Annotated in this window: 20 protein-coding genes; 10 read left to right on the top strand and 10 right to left on the bottom strand. The window is 58.9% G+C overall.

Translation table 11 applies throughout. From position 1 onward, the window contains the following. The first annotated feature begins 9 nt into the window (after positions 1-9). From ACMG4M_RS14990 to ACMG4M_RS14980, 3 genes are all read left to right on the top strand, one after another. The gene (locus tag ACMG4M_RS14990) at positions 10-1,431 is read left to right on the top strand and encodes an FAD-dependent oxidoreductase (protein WP_035245121.1); all 1,422 of its coding nucleotides are present in this window, start codon (positions 10-12) and stop codon (positions 1,429-1,431) included. 145 nt (positions 1,432-1,576) lie between these two features. Continuing rightward, the gene (hemE, locus tag ACMG4M_RS14985) at positions 1,577-2,638 is read left to right on the top strand and encodes a uroporphyrinogen decarboxylase (RefSeq protein WP_035245119.1); all 1,062 of its coding nucleotides are present in this window, start codon (positions 1,577-1,579) and stop codon (positions 2,636-2,638) included. 153 nt (positions 2,639-2,791) lie between these two features. Further along, positions 2,792-3,574 carry a hypothetical protein gene (locus ACMG4M_RS14980; protein ID WP_035245117.1) on the top strand — a complete coding sequence of 261 codons (783 nt, stop codon included), beginning with the start codon at positions 2,792-2,794 and terminating at the stop codon, positions 3,572-3,574. 182 nt (positions 3,575-3,756) lie between these two features. Here ACMG4M_RS14980 and ACMG4M_RS14975 read toward each other — a convergent pair whose 3' ends face one another. The 9 genes from ACMG4M_RS14975 to ACMG4M_RS14935 form a co-directional block, all read right to left on the bottom strand. Beyond that, positions 3,757-4,215 carry a PaaI family thioesterase gene (locus ACMG4M_RS14975; RefSeq protein ID WP_035245115.1) on the bottom strand — a complete coding sequence of 153 codons (459 nt, stop codon included), beginning with the start codon at positions 4,213-4,215 and terminating at the stop codon, positions 3,757-3,759. A gap of 215 nt (positions 4,216-4,430) precedes the next feature. After that, a complete protein-coding gene (locus tag ACMG4M_RS14970) occupies positions 4,431-4,763 on the bottom strand; it encodes a 4a-hydroxytetrahydrobiopterin dehydratase (protein ID WP_035245113.1) in 333 nt (110 codons plus the stop codon). A 174-nt stretch (positions 4,764-4,937) separates the two neighbouring features. Beyond that, the gene (locus ACMG4M_RS14965) at positions 4,938-5,648 is read right to left on the bottom strand and encodes a hypothetical protein (RefSeq protein WP_035245111.1); all 711 of its coding nucleotides are present in this window, start codon (positions 5,646-5,648) and stop codon (positions 4,938-4,940) included. 86 nt (positions 5,649-5,734) lie between these two features. Continuing rightward, the gene (locus ACMG4M_RS14960; RefSeq protein ID WP_035245109.1) at positions 5,735-6,136 is read right to left on the bottom strand and encodes a hypothetical protein; all 402 of its coding nucleotides are present in this window, start codon (positions 6,134-6,136) and stop codon (positions 5,735-5,737) included. Continuing rightward, positions 6,133-6,948 carry a fatty acid desaturase family protein gene (locus ACMG4M_RS14955; protein ID WP_035245107.1) on the bottom strand — a complete coding sequence of 272 codons (816 nt, stop codon included), beginning with the start codon at positions 6,946-6,948 and terminating at the stop codon, positions 6,133-6,135. The genes ACMG4M_RS14960 and ACMG4M_RS14955 overlap by 4 nt, the downstream gene beginning before the upstream one ends. A 164-nt stretch (positions 6,949-7,112) precedes the next feature. Then, positions 7,113-8,354, bottom strand: a complete 1,242-nt coding sequence (locus tag ACMG4M_RS14950; RefSeq protein WP_035245106.1) for an acyl-CoA dehydrogenase family protein — start codon at positions 8,352-8,354, stop codon at positions 7,113-7,115. A 105-nt stretch (positions 8,355-8,459) separates the two neighbouring features. Next, on the bottom strand, positions 8,460-9,143 hold the full coding sequence (locus tag ACMG4M_RS14945) for a 2-phosphosulfolactate phosphatase (protein ID WP_035245104.1): 684 nt from the start codon (positions 9,141-9,143) through the stop codon (positions 8,460-8,462). Positions 9,144-9,168: 25 nt separating this feature from the next. Next, on the bottom strand, positions 9,169-9,714 hold the full coding sequence (locus tag ACMG4M_RS14940) for a hypothetical protein (protein ID WP_035245102.1): 546 nt from the start codon (positions 9,712-9,714) through the stop codon (positions 9,169-9,171). Between the two features lie 174 nt (positions 9,715-9,888). Beyond that, a complete protein-coding gene (locus ACMG4M_RS14935) occupies positions 9,889-10,455 on the bottom strand; it encodes a ComF family protein (protein ID WP_414430314.1) in 567 nt (188 codons plus the stop codon). A 204-nt stretch (positions 10,456-10,659) separates the two neighbouring features. Here ACMG4M_RS14935 and bioB point away from each other — a divergent pair, with 204 nt between their 5' ends. From bioB to ACMG4M_RS14900, 7 genes are all read left to right on the top strand, one after another. Then, positions 10,660-11,823 carry a biotin synthase BioB gene (gene bioB / locus ACMG4M_RS14930; RefSeq protein ID WP_035245077.1) on the top strand — a complete coding sequence of 388 codons (1,164 nt, stop codon included), beginning with the start codon at positions 10,660-10,662 and terminating at the stop codon, positions 11,821-11,823. Positions 11,824-11,826: 3 nt separating this feature from the next. Beyond that, positions 11,827-12,987 carry an 8-amino-7-oxononanoate synthase gene (bioF, locus tag ACMG4M_RS14925; protein ID WP_414430313.1) on the top strand — a complete coding sequence of 387 codons (1,161 nt, stop codon included), beginning with the start codon at positions 11,827-11,829 and terminating at the stop codon, positions 12,985-12,987. Between the two features lie 134 nt (positions 12,988-13,121). Next, a complete protein-coding gene (gene bioH, locus ACMG4M_RS14920; RefSeq protein WP_414430312.1) occupies positions 13,122-13,934 on the top strand; it encodes a pimeloyl-ACP methyl ester esterase BioH in 813 nt (270 codons plus the stop codon). Next, positions 13,900-14,721 carry a malonyl-ACP O-methyltransferase BioC gene (bioC, locus tag ACMG4M_RS14915; RefSeq protein ID WP_297769729.1) on the top strand — a complete coding sequence of 274 codons (822 nt, stop codon included), beginning with the start codon at positions 13,900-13,902 and terminating at the stop codon, positions 14,719-14,721. The genes bioH and bioC overlap by 35 nt, the downstream gene beginning before the upstream one ends. Before the next feature lie 156 nt (positions 14,722-14,877). Next, on the top strand, positions 14,878-15,522 hold the full coding sequence (bioD, locus tag ACMG4M_RS14910; RefSeq protein ID WP_414430311.1) for a dethiobiotin synthase: 645 nt from the start codon (positions 14,878-14,880) through the stop codon (positions 15,520-15,522). 193 nt (positions 15,523-15,715) lie between these two features. After that, positions 15,716-17,440, top strand: coding sequence for an alkaline phosphatase D family protein (locus tag ACMG4M_RS14905; protein ID WP_414430309.1), 1,725 nt, complete (start codon positions 15,716-15,718; stop codon positions 17,438-17,440). After that, entirely contained in the window at positions 17,437-19,548 is a 2,112-nt protein-coding gene (locus tag ACMG4M_RS14900) for a metallophosphoesterase (RefSeq protein ID WP_414430308.1), read from the top strand. The genes ACMG4M_RS14905 and ACMG4M_RS14900 overlap by 4 nt, the downstream gene beginning before the upstream one ends. A gap of 196 nt (positions 19,549-19,744) precedes the next feature. Here ACMG4M_RS14900 and ACMG4M_RS14895 read toward each other — a convergent pair whose 3' ends face one another. Next, positions 19,745-20,827 (bottom strand): glycosyltransferase family 9 protein, encoded by a 1,083-nt coding sequence (locus ACMG4M_RS14895; protein WP_414430307.1) that lies wholly within the window; start codon positions 20,825-20,827, stop codon positions 19,745-19,747. Between the last annotated feature and the right edge of the window lie 200 nt (positions 20,828-21,027).

The raw sequence follows: 21,027 nt of genomic DNA, 5'->3' as shown, positions 1-21,027 counted from the left end.
GGGGAGACCATGGCTGAACGTTTGAGCAATAACTTCCAGTTTCTCGACGTGCCCCGGCACGATCCGAAGAAAAAGGACATTGAAGATCGCAAGCACAAGTACGAGGAAATCTACCACCCGTACGACACTCGGGAAGTGGAGCATCAGGCGCACCGTTGCCTGCACTGCGGCAACCCGTACTGTGAATGGAAGTGCCCGGTCCACAACTACATCCCCAACTGGTTGAAGCTGATCAGTGAAGGCAACCTGATGGAAGCGGTGGAGCTGAGTCACCAGACCAACTCCCTGCCGGAAGTCTGTGGCCGCGTGTGCCCGCAGGATCGCCTCTGTGAAGGGGCCTGTACCCTGAATGACGGCTTTGGTGCGGTCACCATCGGTGCCACCGAGAAATACATCACCGACACCGCCCTGGCCATGGGCTGGCGTCCGGACATGTCCAAGGTGGTGTGGACCGACAAGAAGGTCGCCGTGATTGGTGCCGGGCCTGCGGGTATCGGCTGTGCCGACGTGCTGGTACGCAGCGGTGTGAAGCCGGTGGTCTTTGACCGTTACGAGGAAATCGGCGGTCTGCTCACCTTCGGCATTCCCGAGTTCAAGCTGGAAAAACCGGTCATGGCCAAGCGCCGTGAAGTGTTTGAAGGCATGGGCGTGGAATTCCGTCTGGGCGTGGAAGTGGGCAAGGACATCACCATTGATGAACTGCTGGCCGACTACGATGCCGTCTTCATGGGCATGGGCACTTACACCTACATGAAGGGTGGGTTCCCCGGTGAAGACCTGGATGGTGTGCACGAAGCGTTGCCGTTCCTGGTGGCCAATGCCAATCGCAACCTGGGTTTCGAAAAAGACCCGGCTGACTTCATCGACATGAAGGGCAAGCGTGTTGTGGTGCTGGGTGGTGGTGACACCGCCATGGATTGTAACCGCACCTCCATCCGCCAGCAGGCGGGCAGCGTGGTCTGCGCCTACCGCCGTGACGAAGAGAACATGCCCGGTTCCCGCAAGGAAGTGGCCAACGCCAAGGAAGAAGGCGTGCAGTTCCTGTTCAACCGTCAGCCCATCGAAGTGGTGGGGGAAGACGGCAAGGTCACCGGCGTGAAAGTGGTGGAAACCAAGTTGGGCGAGGCGGACAACAACGGTCGTCGTCGTCCCGAGCCGATTCCGGGCAGCGAGGAAATTCTGCCGGCGGATGCGGTCATCGTGGCCTTTGGTTTCCGTCCCAGCCCGGCGGACTGGTTCGAGCCCAAGAATGTGACGACTGACGATTCCGGCCGTGTTCAGGCTGTTGAAGAACAGGAATTCCCATTCCAGACCAGCAACGAGAAGATCTTTGCTGGCGGCGATATGGTTCGCGGCTCTGACCTGGTGGTGACTGCCATCTGGGAAGGGCGTGAAGCGGCCAAGGGCATTCTCGATTATCTGGATGTGTGATTGACGTAGCACGCAACACGGTGCATGCGACACGCAACATCAGGGCCTGCTTTTGCAGGCCCTTTTTCTATATGATATTGAGGATTTTTTGATTTTCGCGTGTTGCGTGCAGCGTGATGCGTGGAGCGTTTCCAAAGGAACCCACATGACTTTCGCTCCTCTACAAAACGACCGTATTCTCCGTGCCCTCAACCGTGAGCCTGTGGATCAGACACCGGTGTGGATGATGCGCCAGGCCGGGCGCTATTTGCCGGAATACCGGGCCAGCCGCGAGCATGCGGGCTCTTTCATGGATCTGTGCCGGAATGCGGACCTGGCTTGCGAGGTCACCCTGCAGCCGCTGGAGCGTTACCCGCTGGACGCCGCCATTCTGTTTTCCGATATCCTCACCATTCCTGATGCCATGGGCCTGGGGCTGTATTTCGAGACCGGGGAAGGGCCGAAATTCCGCAAGGTGGTGCGCACCGAAGAAGACGTGGCGGCGTTACCGATTCCCGATGCGGAAAGCGATCTGGGTTATGTGATGAAGGCGGTCAGCACCATTCGTGGGGCTCTCAATGGCCGGATTCCCCTGATTGGCTTTTCCGGTAGCCCCTGGACTCTGGCGACCTACATGGTTGAGGGCGGCTCCAGCAAGGACTTCCGTCATCTCAAAGCCATGGTCTACAGCCAGCCAGAGTTGGCTCATGCCCTGCTGGATAAGCTGGCCCAATCGGTCACCTCGTATCTGAATGCCCAGATTCGTCATGGGGCCCAGGTGGTACAGATCTTTGATACCTGGGGTGGGGCCCTGTCCGCCGAGGCCTACCAGCAGTTTTCCCTGAAATACATGAAGAAAATCGTCGGTGGCCTGATTCGTGACCACGAAGGCCGCAAGGTGCCGGTGATCCTGTTCACCAAGAACGGTGGGCTGTGGCTGGAGTCCATGGCGGAGAGTGGCTGTGATGCCCTGGGCCTGGATTGGACCATCAACATCGGCGAAGCCCGTCGCCGCGTCGGCAACAAGGTGGCCTTGCAGGGCAACATGGACCCGGCGGTGCTGTATGCGTCTCCGGATGCCATCCGTGCGGAAGTAAAACGCATCCTGACGGATTTCGGTGATCACCCCGGGCATATTTTCAACCTGGGGCACGGCATTACGCCGCAGGTGGACCCTGCCAATGCGGGTGTCTTTATCGACGCGGTGCAGGAATTCAGCAGGAAGTAAGAGAACGATAAGCTTGAAGCTGCAACGCGAATCAGGGGCTTGTCTGGTTTGCGTTGCAGGTGCAGCGCCGGGGCTTTGGAGGCGGGCTGTTGGGTTCAGCACAGATAAAATATTCAATCGCGTTATAGCTTGAGGTCCCAAGGGGGAAATAGAGTGCGCACTGTTATAGCGGTCCTGTTGCTGGTGTGGGGTGCACCTGTAATCGCTGTGTCACTGGCTCTGGCCAAGGTGGAGCGGGCCGGGGAGGGGGAGAGCGAGCAGCAGGTCTGCGACCGGGCCTTGCAGATGATGACAGAAGAGCTGCATGTCAGCTTGCTGAGCGTTATTGCTGCTACCGATGATTATCAGAAACGTAAGCTGGCCTACAAACAGCAGGACCGGTCTGAATTCCTGCTCCGGGATGCCTATCTAAGCCAGTTGCAGGAAGAAAAGCCCTCGCTGCAGGGGCGGCGCTGGAGTGGTTCGCGCTGCACGCTGCGGGCGCGTTACGAAGCGGATATTGATGCCCTGGCCCGGCGGGTGCCGATTCCCGAGAAATCGCAGGCAAGTGGTCCGCAGCACAAGGACGAGCCGCCGCCAGGTATCGACCGGAAAACCTGGCAGCTTTTCAGCACTAGCCGGGATCGGGCCTCTCTATCACAAGCATTCAGTACCGTGTCGGTGCTGCGCATGCGGATCAGTGAGTACTACCTGTCCAGCGGCAAGTGGCCGGGCAGCCTGAATGATATGGAGATTGCGCCTGAGCAGGTGGTGGATCAGCGTATCAAACGGGCCTATATGCTCCGCGAGGGCATGCTGAAGCTGGAGCTCGCTGGCCGTCTGGAGGGCCATGAACTGACCACTTGGCCGGTGGAAGGTGGGGTGCGTGGGCTGGAGTGGCAATGCTCAACCACCGTCAATATGGGGCCGAACGGCTTCTGTGAGCAGGCGGAATAACAAACCGAGTTGAACGTTAAAAGTTGAAACGCGAACTACCTGATCTTGCTCTGAAATCTGGGTGGCCGCGTTCATTGCAGGTGGGTTGATAAGCCTTTCTTGGAGCGCGGGCATCGCCTTTGTCATGTGGCATTACCCTTGCCCGCGCTTTGTAACTTTCAACTTTGCACTTTTAACTCGATTCACCCGCCGATCTTGCGCATCTGATAGACGTTATGGGTGATGGCAACCACCTCGCCATTGGCGTCTTTCAATTCCACGTCCCATTCGAAGTCGCATTTACCCACCTCTTCGGTGGTCTTTTCGATGCGTGCGATCTCTTCCTCGCTGAGGGTGACCTCCACTGTGATATCGGTGGTAGCCGGGCGACGGAAGCGGATCGACATGTCCTTGACGATGGGGTAGCAACGCTTGGTGTCGAAGGACGTCAGGTAGATCACCCCGCCGGGCAGTTCGGCGATGGTGTAGAGGGCGCCCGCATACATGATGCCAACATGATTAATGTTGGGCTCAAAAGGCATCACCATCTTGCAGTAACCTCGTTCCACATCCAGGGTCTTTACCCCGCAGCGCTCCACAAATGGAAAGGTCTTGTCGCTGGCGGCTTTAATCAGGGTTTTCTGTTCTTCGGAAAGGGCCATGCTGTTTCTCCTTCGGTTGAGAAGAATGCTAGCAAAGGCCGGGACGGTTGCCGCAAGCCGTTTTGATCATGGCGGTGGAGGAAATGGTCAAAGAGAGCTTCAAGCGGCAAGCCTCAAACTTCAACGCCTAACCGAGTGAGCCTGGCCCATGTTTGACGGTGAAAGGGAAGCCGGGAACTTCTCACGCCGCCACTATCCAAAAGCGTAGCTCGTGCTTAAAGCGCGTCGGTCTTGGCTGCGCTGATAAAGTCATTGCGGTGCAGACCGCCAATTTTGTGGGTCCACCAGGTCACCGTCACCTTGCCGTACTCGGTGAGGATGGCCGGGTGATGGCCCTCTTTTTCGGCCAGCTCGCCAACCTGATTGGTAAAAGCCAAGGCGTCGACGAAATTCTTGAACGAGAAATGCCGTTGCAGTTTCTCGATGCCGTCTTCCTCTACCAGAATCCACTCAGGGATTTGAGGATGCAGCTCTTGGCGTTCCTGGTCGGTTACCCGGGGTGCGTCAGCCCGGCATGCTTCGCAGCTCTGTGTTGTCAGGGAAGTCATAGCAGCAGTTAATAGTGAATAGTGAATAGTTAACAGCGAAAACCCAAAAGTCAGTTTTGGGTGCTGTTTCCCGAAGTGCATAGGACCCGCGCCATTGTCATGAAGCGCGGGGTTCTGCCTATCCAGTACACACCAAGCCTGTTGCTCGTTGCAACTTCCAACTGGCTAATGTTCTCAGGCGGGTTCGCACAGTCGGACCGGATCACCATCGGTGCCGCCCGGGGCCATTTTCTTCAATAGCCGGCGCAGCTTTTCCATATCCGTGTCGTCGCGGACGCGGCCGGGAATTTCCATGCCGTCGGCCAGATTCAGCAGCACAGCCTTCATTTTTTCAGGCATCAGTACCGGTTGGCGGTGCTGCAGCACATAGATGCGGTCGCCACGCTTGAACAGCATGAAACCATAGTAGTACGTGCCGCTTTCCACCTCGCTGTCTTTCACCTGGGCGGCATCCACATTGATACCAATGATGGCGAACAGAGCACGGGGATCGGCGTCTTCCAGGAATTCCCGGTAAGAGGCTTCGGCACTGGTGATCATGGGGGCCTTGGCCACCACCTCACGCAAGTAACTGTTCAGGGTCAGGTTGAGCAGGGTCAGATCCGAGGCAAACCGCGGTGCCTGGATCATCGGATGGTTTTCCGCGCTCAGATAGTCCACACGGAAAAGACGGCCACTGCCGTCCCAGAAGGTGGTTGAGCCACCATGGCGGTCGCAGCGTTCATCAAGCACCACTTCACCCCGGAAGGTGTTGATGCTCATGTCCAGAATATAGGCGCCGGCGGGAGAGAAATAGTAATCCCCTTGCCGTTCGCCCTGCAGATTCTGGCAGCTGGCGAGCAGTAGGATGCAGATCAGTAACGCGGCAGTTTTAATTGTTTTCATTATTCGCCCCGGATAGAAAAAGCCCGTCGATCATAGCACACCCAACCGGATGTGCAGCGATTGGCAGTGATCTTCAAGGCTTAATATCAGAGGACAGGTAAATCCGCCAGGGGAATCACGATTTTCTGTGGGCTGGCCTTGCGGCTGCGGTTGTAGTGCCAGGTGGCCTGGTGGGGTTTGTCATACACCCGGGCGGGCAGTTCCGTGACGGGGGTCCGGCAGGCGCTGATCTTGCTGGCAGCCTGGTTGAAGCGGGCCAGTAGTTCGACGGCGATGGGTTGCTGCCGCTCGGTGACCGCGTCGCTGCATTGCTGGCCTTCAGCTTGCAGGTAGTTCACCGCCGGGGAGATCAGCACATACTGCTGCAGCTGTCTCTGGCTGGCATCGACCACTTCGATGCACTGGTGCACCCAGTAATAGTAGCAGTCCTGCGCACGGGCCATGGCGGCGCAGCCCATGATCAGGCATACAAGCAGGCCACGTATCATGAGGGCAATCCTCCTCGTTGCTGGCGGGCGGGTTCCCACTGCAGCAGGATGTTGTCGGTAATCAGGTGCTCGGGGATGCGATGGCGGATCTTGTCGTGCAATGCCGGCAGCTGGCTCCAGTGAATCCCGGGCAGCATATGGTGGGCCGTGTGGTAGCCCAGATTCCAGGACGGCAGATTGTAGCGTTTCAGTTCCACATTGCGCGAGGCGTGATAATGGTCCTCGAAACCGGTGCCGGCATGCTGGCCGTAGGTGTTGTCCAGCAGCATGAACAGCATTGCCGTCATGGGCAGAATGAAGAGGATCAGGGCGTTGCGTGGGTCATGGAGCATCGCCAGCAGAAGCGGAATGTTTGCAAGTACTAACAGACGGAGAAAGCGCCGGTAAAGCTGGGGGTGCTGCTTGCCGATACGATGGATTTCCGGGTAGACCTTCAGCGTATTGATAAGCACATAACGCCAGCGGGGCATAAGCGAGCCATCCGCTTGCTGCCAGGACGAGGGATCCTGTTCCGGCTCTAAATAGTACTTATGGTGGCCGATATTATGATGCAGGGTCCAGCTCAGGGGGCTGGTGCCGGTCTGGAGGTAGAGGATGCACTCGAACAGTCGGTTCAGCGGTTTTTTGACGAACACATTGACATGGTGATGGTTGTGGCAGATGGCGCCACAGGATACCTGAACCGGTAACAGGGCCAGCATGGCCAGCCAGGTTGTCAGGCCGTCACTATAGAAAAACAGGCCCAGTTGAATGGAAAACACCGCCAACACCAGGGCAACTGCGGCGAAATCAGCCCTATAGCGTACTAACATTTCAACCACCTAGACTGATGTATCAGTCCCTACTACGAATAATGGTTGAGTGTATATTGAAACTTAGAGTGTGATGAAGACCACAAAAACCATTTTGCCGGGCGCGATGGTCAATATGCTGACATTGCACCCGGCAAAAGCTTACAGGCTTTATGGTCAATCTCTTACACGCGGCCCAGCAAGTCCCGGGCGATGGCGATGATCTGCATTTCGTCGGTGCCGGCGTAGATCTGCAGGATCTTGGCGTCGCGCATCAGCTGTTCCACACGCGATTCGCGCATGTAACCGTAGCCGCCATGGATCTGTACCGCTTCAGTGGCCACCTCCATGGCAGCCTGGGCGGCGTATAGCTTCATGGCGGAGGCCTCGGCCAGGGTCATCTGCTGGCCGGCGGCGGTCATTTCGATATAGCGGAACACCATGTTCTGCAGGTTGGTGCGAGCCACTTCCATTTTGGCCAGCTTGAGCTGGATAAGTTGATTCTGACCGATGGCTCGGCCGAACTGGACCCGGTCGTGGGCGTATTGGGTGCTCAGTTGCAGCGCCCGTTCTACCATCCCCAGGGCCATGGCGGCGACACCGGCGCGCTCCTGCATGAAGGTGCCCTTGGCGCCGCTGCGGCCGTAGCCGTCTTCACTACCGCCCAGCAGCCGGTCGGGGCCCACTTTGACGTCAGACAGGAACAGTTCGCCGGTGGGCGAGGAGCCGATGCCCATCTTCTTGAAGGGTTTGGATTGCTCCAGGCCTTCCATGCCGCTGTCGAGAATGAAGGAGACGATCTTGCGCTGGTCGGCTGGGACCCCTTCCTCATCCAGCTTGCAGATCAGGATGATGGTGTCGGCGTAGGGACCGTTGGTGATCCAGGTCTTGCTACCGTTGATGATGTAGCCACCATTGCCGTCACGTTTGGCCAGTGTCTTCATCTGTCCGAAGGCGTCGGAGCCGGCATTGGGCTCGGAGATCGCCCAGGCGCCCACCTTCTCCAGGGTGAGCAGCGGCAGTGCCCAGCGTTCTTTCTGCTCGATGGTGCCCTTGCTCATGATGGCGCCACCGCCCAGACCCATGGACACGCCCATGGCCGTGACAAGCCCTTGGGCATGTTTGCAGATTTCGATAATGGGGATCATGCGCATGGCGGCCTCTTCGCCGGCCATGGCAGAAGGGCCATCCTTTTTCTTTTCCTCGACGGTTTCCCCGGCGGCAATGGCCTTCTCCCGGGCCAGCTGTTTCTCGAAGGATTGCTGGGCCATCACATCCATGCCGAAGGTCTTTATCAGCTTGCGAAGGATGTCGTAGGGCGGCACGCCGTTGTATTCGATGTCATCCAGGTGCGGCACGATTTCCTTTTCCACGAAATCGCGCACCATCTTCTGGATCATCTGTTGTTGTTCGGACCACTGGATCATGGGGCTGTCCTGTCTGTTGAAGTGGTTTCAACAGTAACAAGCCGGACAGGCCCACCGCATTGATCAAAAAGAGCGGAAACCTTGACGTTCCGGGTCAGCAGGTTGCTAGGGAGCCGGGTGGGCGGTGATGCAGGGGAAAGGATCAAAGCTGACTCGCATGATCAGTGCGTTGTCGCCTTCGCTTGCCGCCGCAGCGTCAATGTCCTGGGGCCGCAGGCGGGGGTGGGAGCCGTCGTAGAATTTTTTGGCGGCCCTGGCATTCAGGGTGCGTTCGCGGGCAATGGCATAGCTGACGCCTTCGCCGCCCAACAAGTGGCGGATGTATTCCGCACAGGCCACATCTTCATCGCCCGTGGGATGAGAGGCCACCAGCACCACGGTGGGTGGATTCTGTTCGCGCAGATAGTTGGCCGTCGCTTGCGCATTCACCAGCCCGGCAACCAGCACTTCCTTGCTGTCCCGGGCTTTCAGGGTGGCCGCCACGCCGTTGGTGGTGCGCAGGATCAATTCCCGGTCCTGCAAGTCCGCCTGATCGATTTCCCAGGGAGAGTTGCCGAAATCAAATCCCTTGATCGGCAGGGCATCCACTTCCCCGGCCAGCAAGGCGTCGGGCAGGTGCTCGTCACGCAGGGCAAAGGCCTGTTCCGCGTTCTCCACCGGCCAGATGCAGCGCAGACCTTTGCGGAAGGCATGGTGGCTGGTGGTGAACGCACGGATCACGTCGATGATCACGGTGATGCCGTGAATATTGTGCGGCGGGTTATGTCCCTGGGCGATATGTACTTCCATCAATGATCCTTTCTTGATCGCTGGCTCAGAACAACAGACCCACACCCCAGGTGGCATTGTCGAAAATCTCTTCGTCACTGTCCTGGTATTGTTCCACCGCAATGGTGAAGGTAATGCGGTCGCCCAGGGTCATGCGGTCCTTGGGGGTACGTTTTCCAGTAAAGAAATCCACCACCGAGCGGTAGTTGAAATCGGAGCGGAAGCGCAGCAGGTCGCCGTGGTTGCCGTAGCCGTACTGGATCTGCACGATGCGACCGAACCCGATGCCGGCATAGGCGTTGTTGACCCGTTCGCCATCAGCTTCGGAGAGGTCGTCCTCGCGCTGGTCTGAGCGCAGCGGCGAATCGCCGAATTTCTTGCTGCCAACGCCGGCGTTGATGGCCACGCTGCTGTAGTTGGCATCCACAAAGAAACCGGTATCCACGTTTTCAGTGGGGTCGACACGGCCCACTGAAAAAACGGTGCCGCGAATCAGGGTGACGCCGCTGTAACGATCTTCGGCATGGGCATGGCTGGCAAGGGTGCCTGCTGTTAGTAAAAGCAGAGTTATCAAGGTTGTTATTGTTTTCATGGGTATCCCTCCGTGAACAGGGATTCATTATGCCTAACAGGCGGTTGAAATACAGTCCGGGCAGCTGATTCTGTGGTAAGTGATACTTGCATCGCGAAGCTGCCGTCAGGACCGCCGTTATTCGCGACGCAAGTATCGCTTTCCACAGTAGAAGAGACCTTTTTCAGAGGCGTCTCAACGCTCTGGAGTCCGTGCCAGGGTCCACACCCGCACTTCCGCGGCGCCATGGCGCAACAGACATTCACTGGCGGCCCGGGCGCTGCTGCCGGTGGTCATGACGTCATCCACCAGTACCAGCTTCAGCCCGCTGACTGGCCGGGTGCAGGCAAAGGCACCACGCAAATTGCGTCGCCGCTGGCTACGGCTGAGTCCTTGCTGCATGGGGGTTGATTGTTGGCGTTGCAGTGCGGGTAAGGACGGTATTTTCCACAGGCCGGCGAGACGATCGGTCAGTCGCTGGCTCTGGTCGAAACCCCGCTGCCAACGCCTTCGCCAGTGTGCGGGCAGGGCGCAGAGGGCATCCATGTCGGGCCAGGGGCAGGGAGTGTCTGCCAGTAACTGTTCGATCCCTCTTTCCGCCACCAGATCGCCGCGGTACTTGTAACGACCAATTAGCCGATCCAGTGGGAAACTGTAGCGCAGAGGGGCCTGGCTGGCGGTAAAGGGGGGAGGCTGACGCAGGCAGCGTCCACAGAGCGGAGCGGGGATGTCTTCATCGTCGTTGCCAGCAGGATGTTGCAAGCCGCACCGACACAGAGGGCCATCCAGGCGCGCCAGCAATACCAGGCAGGACGGACATACCTGGTTGCTCTGGGTTTGTCCGCAGAACAGGCAACGGCAGGATTGATCAAAAAATAGACTGCAGTAAACTTTTGTTGCCTCTATCAGGTTGACAGGTGTCATATTGCTCCCTAGCCTGCTTGGATTCCCGAATGGAGAAGAAGCATGCCCGCAACCGCCAGCCCCGCCCAATCGCCAGCCTCTGACGTTGCTGTACGCCATGACTGGAAACGCAGTGAGATCGACGCCCTGTTTGCCCTGCCGTTCAACGATTTGCTGTTTCAGGCAGCCAGCGTGCACCGGGGCCATTTCGATCCCAATGCCGTCCAGGTGAGCACCTTGTTGTCCATCAAGACCGGCGCTTGTCCGGAGGATTGCAAATACTGCTCCCAGTCCGGTCACTACAACACCGAGCTGGAAAAGGAAAAGCTGCTGGAAGTGGCGCGGGTGGTGGAAGAAGCGCAAGCGGCCCGCGACAAGGGCGCTTCCCGTTTCTGCATGGGGGCCGCCTGGCGTAGCCCTCGCGAGAAAGATATGCCCTATGTGCTGGACATGGTGCGGCAGGTAAAATCCCTGGGGCTGGAAACCTGCATGACCCTGGGCATGCTGGATCAGGGCCAGGCGGATGCGTTGGCGGACGCTGGCCTCGATTACTACAACCACAACCTGGATACCTCGCCGGAATACTACGGTCAGGTCATCACCACCCGCACCTATAATGATCGGCTTTCCACGCTCGCCAATGTGCGCGATGCCGGCATGAAAGTGTGTTGTGGCGGTATCGTAGGAATGGGCGAACAGCGCGATGACCGGGTCGGTCTGCTGCAGCAGCTCGCTAACCTGCCGCACCATCCGGAATCCGTGCCCATCAACATGCTGGTGAAGATCGAAGGCACGCCGCTGGCGGATGTGGATGACCTGGACCCGTTCGAGTTTGTCCGCACTGTGGCGGTGGCGCGCATCCTGATGCCGCAATCCTATGTGCGTCTGTCTGCGGGTCGTCAGGAAATGAACGATGAAGCCCAGGCCCTGTGTTTCCTGGCCGGTGCCAACTCCATCTTCTACGGCGAGCGGCTGCTGACCACGGATAACCCGGAAGCCAACCACGACCAGCAACTGTTCAAGCGTTTGGGCATTCATCCCCTGGATTTGCGTCATGAAGCGTCCGACGAAGCCCATGAGGATGTGATCAAGGCCCAGGTGGCTGAACAGCAGGCAGAAGAAGCCGGGCTGTTCTACAACGCCATGTCGCAGAATGACGGCGGCAAACGCCCCGCCAAGCATGTGCTGGACAAGGACACCGGCCGTCCCGCTGCCACCGAACATTGAGTCATGGCTTTCGATCTGGCCGCCGACCTGGCGGCTCGCCATGAGCAGCACCGTTACCGCCACCCCTTGATTCAGGACGGCCCCTGTGGCCGTTATGCGGTGGTGGACGGGCGTCAGTACCTGAATTTTTGCAGCAACGACTATCTGGGGCTGGCCAATGATCCGGCGGTGATCACCGCCTTTCAGGAGGCAGCGGCAGACTGGGGCGTCGGCAGTGGTGCCTCCCATCTGGTTTGCGGTCATCAACGCCCTCACCAGCAACTGGAAGAGGCGCTGGCCGATCATGTCGGTCGTGAAAGAGCGTTGCTGTTTTCCAACGGTTATATGGCCAATCTGGGCGTGATGACCGCCTTGCTGGGCAAGGGCGATGCGGTGTTTCACGACCGCCTCAATCATGCCTCCCTGCTGGATGGTGGCTTGCTCAGTGGTGCCCGTTTTCGTCGTTTTTCCCACAACGATTCATCTGCCCTGCGTGGCCAGCTGCAGCGCAGTGACGCGCGCCGTAAGCTGGTAGTCACTGACGGGGTGTTCAGCATGGACGGCGACGTGGCGCCGTTGGCTGACTATGCGACTGCCTGCGAAGACAATGATGCCTGGCTGATGGTGGACGATGCCCATGGCTTGGGCGTACTGGATGCACAGGGGCGTGGCAGTGTCTTTGCGCAGGGCGTCAATAAGCGGGTGCCGGTACTGATGGGCACGCTCGGCAAGGGGCTGGGTACCGCCGGTGCCTTCGTGGCTGGCAGCCACGCCTTGATCGAGACCCTGATACAATTCGCGCGCACTTATATCTATACCACCGCCATGCCGGCAGCGGTGGCGGCGGCCACCCTGGTGAGCCTGTCCAAGGCCCGCGAAGAACAGTGGCGAAGAGAAAAACTGGCAGCGTTGATCCAGCATTTTCGTATCGACGCCGAGCAACTGGGTTTCTCCCTGATGGACTCGACTACCCCGATCCAGCCTTTGCTGATCGGTGCCGATCAGCAGGCACTGGCGCTCAGCCAGCAGCTGCGAGAGCAGGGTTTTCTGGTCACCGCCATTCGCCCGCCCACGGTGCCGGAGGGCCAGGCACGATTGCGGGTCACCCTGTCGGCGGCCCATGAGGAAAACGACGTGGGTGCGTTGCTGGTGGCGCTGGCGCGGTGTCAAAGAAAAGACGTTTAACCACAGAGGACACAGAGATCACTGAGAAAAACCGATAACAGCGTAGGGGGTGTTTCTGGTCGCCCTCACCCTGCTGGGCTGTCTTGTTTTCACTCTGCGATCTCTGTGCCCTCTGTGGTAAAAAAGGAAATTGAATGGCCAAGTTGATCCCTTTCCACAACACCTACAAAGCCACTGGCGTCCCGGATGCGGATGCCCAGGATGTGGTGCTGATCCATGGCTGGGGTCTGCATGCCATTGTCTTTGACGACATTGTGCCGGCGTTGCTGGAACGGTTCCGGGTCACCGTGGTGGATCTGCCGGGCATGGGGCAGAGCCCGCTGCCCAATGATGACTACACCCTGGACTTTCTCGCCGACCAGGTGTTGGCGGTCATGCCGGAACAGGCCCATTTGCTGGGCTGGTCCCTGGGGGGGCTGGTGGCACTGGCCATGGCAGAGAAGGCGCCGCAGAGAGTGGAGTCTGTCGTCACCGTGGCCACGTCCCCTCGCTTCACTGCGGCAGCAGATTGGCAGCCAGCCATGAAGGCGGACATCCTGGCCAAGTTTGCCGAGATGTTCGACGAGGATTACGAGGGCACCCTGGTGCGCTTCCTGGCCCTCAACTGCAAGGGCAGTGCGGCCATGCGTGAAGACACCGCGCGCCTGAAAGACATTCTTTATTTCTGCGGCCTGCCGGCGCGCAGGGCCCTGCGCGGCGGTCTCGATATTCTCCGTGATACGGACCTGCGCGGTACGCTGAAATCCCTGCCCATGCCGGTGCTGATGGTGTTTGGCGAGAATGATCATATCGTGCCGGCGGCCGCCATGGCGGCGGTGGAACCCCTGATTCAAACCGGCCGCACCGCCCTGATCGAACAGGTGGCCCATGTGCCTTTCCTGTCCGCCCCCGATACGTTTACCCGGGCCGTCTATGACTTCTATCGCGACCATCGACTGGTTGGCTGAGCCGACTGTGGACTCGCCACTAAAGACTGCTGTCAGTCAGCATTTCGGCCGTGCCGCGCGGAGTTACGATGCGCACGCGGAGCTGCAGCTGGCGGTGGGGCGCTCGCTGGTCCAGCGACTGCCTGACCAACTGGTGAAGCCGGCGGCTCTCGATCTTGGCTGTGCCACCGCACCCTTTGCCCGTGCCCAGCAACAGGCTCTGCCGGAGGTGTTATGGCAGGCGGTGGATCTGTCATCCGATATGCTTAACGAAGCCGCTGAACGGGGCCGACTCAACGATCATTACCAGCCCCTGTGCGCGGATGCGGAATCCCTGCCGCTGCAGGCGTCGTCCCAGGGGCTGGTGTTTTCCTGTTTTGCCTTGCAGTGGTGCCACCCGGTCAGGGTCATGGCGGAGGTGTGCCGGGTGTTGGCCCCGGGAGGGCGGTTGTTGCTGGCGGTCCCCCTGGCTGGTTCTCTGCAGGAATTGAATCAGAGCTGGCAGGGAGTCAATCATCGTCCCCATGTGAATCCCTTGCCGTCGTTGAAGGACTGGCAGGGCGCGGCTTTGCAGGCTGGGTTTGCCGATGCGCAATGCCAGCAACAGGTGATGGTGGAATACTACGATTCGGTCAAACAGATTGCTCGCCGCCTCAAGGCTACCGGCGCGGATCACGTGAATGGCGCCAGCGGCCTCACCGGCAAGAATGCCTGGCAGGCGATGGTGGCAGAATACGAAACCAGGCGTACCAGGCAGGGGCTGCCGTTGACCTGGAATGTGTTGTTCCTGGAAGCGGAAAAGCTTTGAGCTACGCTGATTGGATTAAGAAAAACTTGGACGTTCGCGGGGGTTCTGAAGTTTCTACGAAGCCGCTTGTAGGAGTTCCTCTTGAGGGACGAACCGTGCGAAGCACGGAATCGACCGAAGGGCGATCAAAGCGATAAGCTCAACCCAAGGATAGCTATGGAAAACCAAAAACCACCCCTTCCCGCACTCAAAGGCATCTTCTTCGTCACCGGCACCGACACCGAAGTCGGCAAGACCTGGGTGAGCTGTCGTCTGCTGGAGCGTGCCCGCGAAGCCGGCTTGAGTTGCTACGGTCTCAAGCCGGTAGCCGCCGGGTGTGAGGAAACCGCAGAGGGCTGGCGCAATGATGATGCCCTGCAGTTGATGGCGGCCAGCTCGGTGACATTGCCCTATGAGTTGGTTAATCCGGTGGCGTTGAAAGCGCCGGTTGCGCCGCATATTGCTGCTCAGCAGGAAGGCAAGGCGATCAGCCTGGCGCGCCTGGTGGGTTATGTGCGCGGCGCCCTGAGTGCTCATAAAGCAGACCTGATTCTGATTGAAGGCGCCGGTGGCTGGCGGGTGCCTCTCAACGACCGGGAAATGCTCTCCGGCCTGGCCAGTGCCCTGGAGCTACCGGTTATTCAGGTAGTGGGCATGAAACTGGGCTGTATCAATCATGCACTGTTGACCGCGGAAGCGATTGAAAAGGATGGGCTCCAGTATGCGGGCACCATGGCCAACTGCTTCGGTGAGATGGACGTGCAGGAGGAGAATCTGCTTGCCCTTCGACAGCATCTGCCCGGCGCATTTGCGCTGGTGTAGCGCGTTTTTCCCGGCCATCGTCATAGATTTTTCAGCCGTTATTCATGCGTCTGTCACCTTTAACTGGGTGGTTACAGGAGGCTACATAGTACTACAGTGCAACTACCCAAGGCCCACTGTCCCGATGCAATTTCCTGCCTAATCTTGAGTCGTCAGCGCGTGAAGCGATGGCGTTCAATCAGGGGGAAATTCCATGGATCACAAACGACGTCGCCTGGTGCAGGCGCTGGGTGCGGGCAGTACGCTCGCATTAGCGGGTTGCGGGGGCGGCAGCAGCTCGCCAACGACACCGGTTAATACACCGACACCGAATCAGCCCGAGATTCCGGATCAGCCTGATGCATTGCCCTCTGCGTCTTTTCTGCATGGGGTGGCATCCGGGGACCCACTGTCCGACCGGGTTATTCTGTGGACGCGGGTAACGCCAGACCTTGGCAACGGTGAGGATGTGGCGGTGGCGGTTACCGTGGCCAGTGATCCGGCCATGCAGCAGATCGTGGCTACTTATGCGGCTACGGCCACGGCAGCAGCAGACTACTGCGTGAAGGTGGATGCCTCGGGCCTGCAGGCAGACCGCTGGTACTACTATCAGTTTGCGGTGGCGAACAACACCTCTGCGGTGGGTCGTACCCGGACCTTTCCGGCCTCTGATCGTTTTATCGACCGCGCCCGTTTCGCGGTGGTGTCCTGTTCCAATTATCCCAATGGATTTTTCTCGGTGTACCGGGCGGTGGCCAATCACTCGGACCTGGATTTTGTCCTCCACCTTGGGGATTACATCTACGAATATGGCGCGGGAGAATATGGGGATTTTCCCGACCGTGACCCGCTGCCGGCCCATGAAATGGTGTCGCTGAGCGATTACCGCCAACGCCATGCCCAGTACAAGACCGATCAGGATCTGCAGGCAATTCATCAGCAATTCCCCATGATCGCTGTCTGGGATGATCACGAATCTACCAACGACAGCTACCGCGACGGTGCCGAGAATCACCAGCCGCTCACTGAAGGCGACTGGGAAACCCGCAAACAGATTGCCCAGCAGGCCTACTTCGAATGGCTGCCCATTCGCCCTCGCGAACCGGGTAATAACAGTGTGATCTATCGCCGTTTCCAGTTCGGCGATCTGCTGGATCTGACCATGCTGGACACGCGTCTGGAAGGCCGTGACGAGCAACTGACGATTCCCGCTGACCCGGCCCGCAACGATGAAGACCGCCACCTGATCAGTGCCGAGCAGATGGACTTTCTGCTCGACAGTCTCAGCGCCTCCACCAGTCAGTGGCGTTTCATCGGCCAGCAGGTCATGTTTGCCCAGCTCAACATTGCCGAGCTGCCGACCCTGGATGAGCGCAGCGCACAACTGCGCGGCAATCTGTCCGCCATCAACATGGATCAATGGGATGGCTATGCGGCAGACCGACTGAAAATTCTCAACCATATCGACGACAACAACATCGATAATGTGGTGATTCTCACCGGGGATATTCATACCTCCTGGGCCAGTGAAATCTATCGCAACCCGGGCTCATTACTCGGTGATCTGTTCGACAAGCCGCTGGCAGCAGAGCTGGTCACCCCGGCGGTGACCAGCCCGGGCTTCCCGGACGGGGCGGCAGAAGTGGCCGGCGCGCTGATTCCAGTGGTTAACCCGCATATCCGTTATGTGGAAGCTAAATCCCGCGGTTTCATTTTGGTGGACGTGGATCGCCAGCGTACCCAGGGCGAGTTCTACTACGCGCAGAGCATCGAATCCTTCGATCAGCGTGGCCAGATCGATACCAGCAAGACCAAGGTGGTGGCGGTGAAAAGCGGTGACAGTCGCATTGTCGAAGACCTGCCCCCGTCTCGGCCGCGTTCCCTGCGCACCGCGGTTTTCCATCCTCCTGTACCGAATTCCGATGAGGTGATGTCATGACTTTTCCCTGGAAACTGTTGCCCCTGGTGGCGGCATTGACGCTGACAGCCTGTGGCGGCGGGGGCTCTTCCGGTTCCGGCCCGGCGAACAGCGATGACGCTGGCGGTAACAGCGAAACTCCCAACAACCCATCCGAGCCGGGGGATGGAGAAGGCGGTGATGAGGGCGGTGAAGGGCCGGTGGCCAGCAACCCGCCAGCGGCACTGCGTTTTATTGTGATCGGTGATTCCGGTAGTGGCTCTGCCGGTCAGTATGCGGTGGGTGAAGCCATCGCCGAAGTCTGCCAACGCAAAGATGAGTTTGTGGACGACATGGCGTTTCCGGGCTGTGACCTGGTTGTCGGCTTGGGTGACAACATCTACGAGTCCGGTGTCACCAGTGTGGACGACCCCCAATTCGCAGAAAAATTTGAGAAGCCTTTCGAGCCGGTGCAGCTGCCTTTCTATATGGTCCTGGGTAACCACGACAATACGGCCTATGTGGGCGGCGACGGCGCGGGAAATTCACGTGGTGAGTTTCAGGTAGATTACACCTACTTCGATGGCAAGCTGTCCAACCGTTGGAATATGCCGGACCGTTATTTCCTGCATAGTGCTGGCACCACCCACACCAATCCCCGCTCGCTGGTGGATTTCGTGGCACTGGATTCCAACCCCATTGCCGGTGGTTTCGGTGATCCGGATATTGCCTATGCTTACCACACCTATGGCATTGATCAGCGCAACTGGACGGTGAACACTCTGGCCGGCTCCAATGCCGTGTTCAAGATCGCCATGGCCCACCATCCCTATTTGTCCAATGGTACTCATGGCAACGCCGGCAACTATGATGGTGTGCCCAGTGAGATTCTGCCGGTGCTGGCCGGGGAGCGCTGGAAGGCGTTTATGGAAGAAGCAGTCTGTGATCAGACCGACTTTTTCTTTGCCGGTCACGACCATGATCTGCAGGTTCTCGAAGCGGTGCCGGAGTGCGGCCGTACCGAGTTCGTGGTCAGTGGCGCCGCCGGCAAGACCCGGTCCATTGATGATCCGGAACGCAATGCGGCGCGTTTCCAGCAAGGCGATGTCTATGGTTTCTTCTGGATGAAGGCCACTGAAGCCGACCCGGTTACCCTGGCGCCAGCCACCCTCTGCCTGGATGCCTATGTGGTAGAGCCGGAGGCAGAAGGACTGGGCGTGATCAGCAACGGCGAGCTGACCCCGGCCTATACCCACTGTTATGAAAAACAGCCCATGACGGGGTTGGTGCCGGGCAATGATTTTTCCGGTCTGCCCCTGGGTGACGGCGCCTTGCCGCTGCCATTGCCGGATGGTTTTGATGCGGATTTTACTGGCCCGCTGAAAGAGCTGCGTGAAACCCTGGTGTCCGGTTTTACCCAGGCCGGTGCCAACTTGCCCGACGATCAGCGTCAGGTGTTCGACCAGATGATTGCCGGGACCGATATCCTGTTCAATGCCATGGATGCGGCCACCGCTGCGATCCTGCAAGGCGACAGTAGTGGAATCACCCAGTCCGTTCAGGCGGTGCTGGCGGCGTCGGAGCAATTGCAGGCCATCGATACCAGCGGTCTGCCGGCACCCTTTGATCAACTGGGCGGCGCGTTCGATGCCCTGGCCGCCGGTTTTGGTGGCGGTGGTGGTGATGCGGGTGAAGGCGGCACGGTGGAAGACATTGCCTTTATCGCCGGCCCGCTGGTGGCATTGTCCCGCAACCTGAACAATATTCTTGATGGCATTGAAGAGCAGGTGCCGAGCGACGTGCCAGTGTTTGCCGGGCTGACCTCGGTGCTCTCTACCGTTTCTCTGGGTCTGGCGAATACCCTGGAACAACTGGTCCTGCTGGATACCAGTGCCACCGGTGAGCAACTGGTGGGCACGGTACAGCAGACCCTTGAGAATCTGGTCAACGACGTGCTCTGGCTCAACCAGATTCCCGGCGCGGAGGATTATGCGACCTTGCCGGGCGATGCGCTGTCTTCAGGGCTGCTGATCGTGGTGCGGGAAGTGACCGAACAACTGGATGAGCGACTGCTCAGCCCTCTGGCACCGCTGCTGGATCTGTTGTCGCCGATCACCGGGTTGCTGGCTGGATTGTTTGATGGTTTCTGATTGCCAATAAAAACAGACAGTCTTCCTTGTCCATAAACCGTGAGGTGGAAACGCCTCGCGGTTTTTTTGAGAGAGCAAGAGGGTAGAGGGAAGAGGTCGTTGGAGCCTTGCTTGCAAGGCGAAGGGCCGAAAATCTCCGGATTCTGTTGACACCTTCGCCTTGCAAGCAAGGCTTCAACGGGTAAGCGGTATCGCTTCAGGAAATGCGCAACGTCTTCACCGGGCCCGAGTGGGCTACAGGGAGCACTCCCAGCTCTTCCAGGGTATTGACCACCTGGTCCACGGTAATCCTCTGCAGGCAGGGGTAACTGTCCAGGGCGCAGCTGCAGCGTTCGCAACTCTTATGACAATGCTGCCAGCGCAGCACCCGTGCATCGGGTGAGAGTGGTTGCCAGAGGGTGTCATCGGTGGGCCCGAACAGGGCCACGGTAGGAAGCCCGCAGGCTGCGGCCAGATGCATGGGACCGCTGTCGTTGCCGACAAAACCGCGGCTGCGTTTCAGCAAGGCGATCAGTCCGTTCAGGCTGAGCTGATCGCACAGGTCGATAACCGGCTCGCAGAGAAAGCTCTGGATGCGGGCAATCTGTTGGCGATCTTTCTGGCCGGCGCCAATCAGCAAGGGCGTCAGGCCGGCACGACGCAGGCGTTGGCAGAGGGCCGCGAATTGCTCCGCATGCCAGATCTTGTAGGTCTTGGTGGCGCCGGCATGGATGACGATCAGAGTGTCAGATTTGTGGGCGCCTTCCAGAATGCGGTTCGCTTCGTCCTGGCCTGCCACCGTGTCTTTCAGTGGCAGGTAGTGTGCCGGTGATTTCGCAGCGGGGCAGCTAAGGCTGGCATAGGCCTGCCAGCGATGGCCGGACCAGTCCGCTTGCCGTTGTCGGGTGTAGAGCCACTGGCCATGGCGGCGGCGCGGGCCGATCCGCTCGCCGGCCCCACTGAGCCGCGCCAGCGTGGCGGACTTTTGCTCACCTTCGATATCCACCACCACCTTCGCTTTGAAGCGACGCATGGTCATGACCAGTTGCAGGTAACTGCGCGCGCGCTGAAGTAATGGCGTCTGACGGGTGAGTGACTGTTCCGGGTAATACAGCAGGCGCGTTTCGTCGGGCAGGCTTTGTTCCACCAGCGTTTGATAGCGCTGACTCACCACCAGCAACGCGTCCTGTTGTGCGGTCAGCATGGCACGCAGATGGGGCAGAGCAATCAGCAGATTGCCCATGTGGCTGCAGGGAAACAGAATCAACAAGCGGGACATGACAGGCTGGTAGTTATCCATAACATGGCATAACAGCCTAGAGGGATGGGGTGTCGTTTACATGACAACAGGCAGTTACGAGCTACGAGCTACGAGCTACGAGCTACGCTGGTTGGATAGAGGGAAGGTCTGGAAAGTTACTCGTGCTTCGTCATTTCGACGAAGCCGCTGTAGGAGCGGCGCTTGAGCCGCGAACCGCGCTTGCGCGGAAATCGCCCATA

Source organism: Alcanivorax sp. IL3, assembly GCF_047495465.1.
GTDB lineage: Bacteria > Pseudomonadota > Gammaproteobacteria > Pseudomonadales > Alcanivoracaceae > Alcanivorax > Alcanivorax jadensis.
The sequence above is the reverse complement of the archived record's forward strand: the minus strand, read 5'-3'. Positions and strand labels throughout refer to the sequence as shown.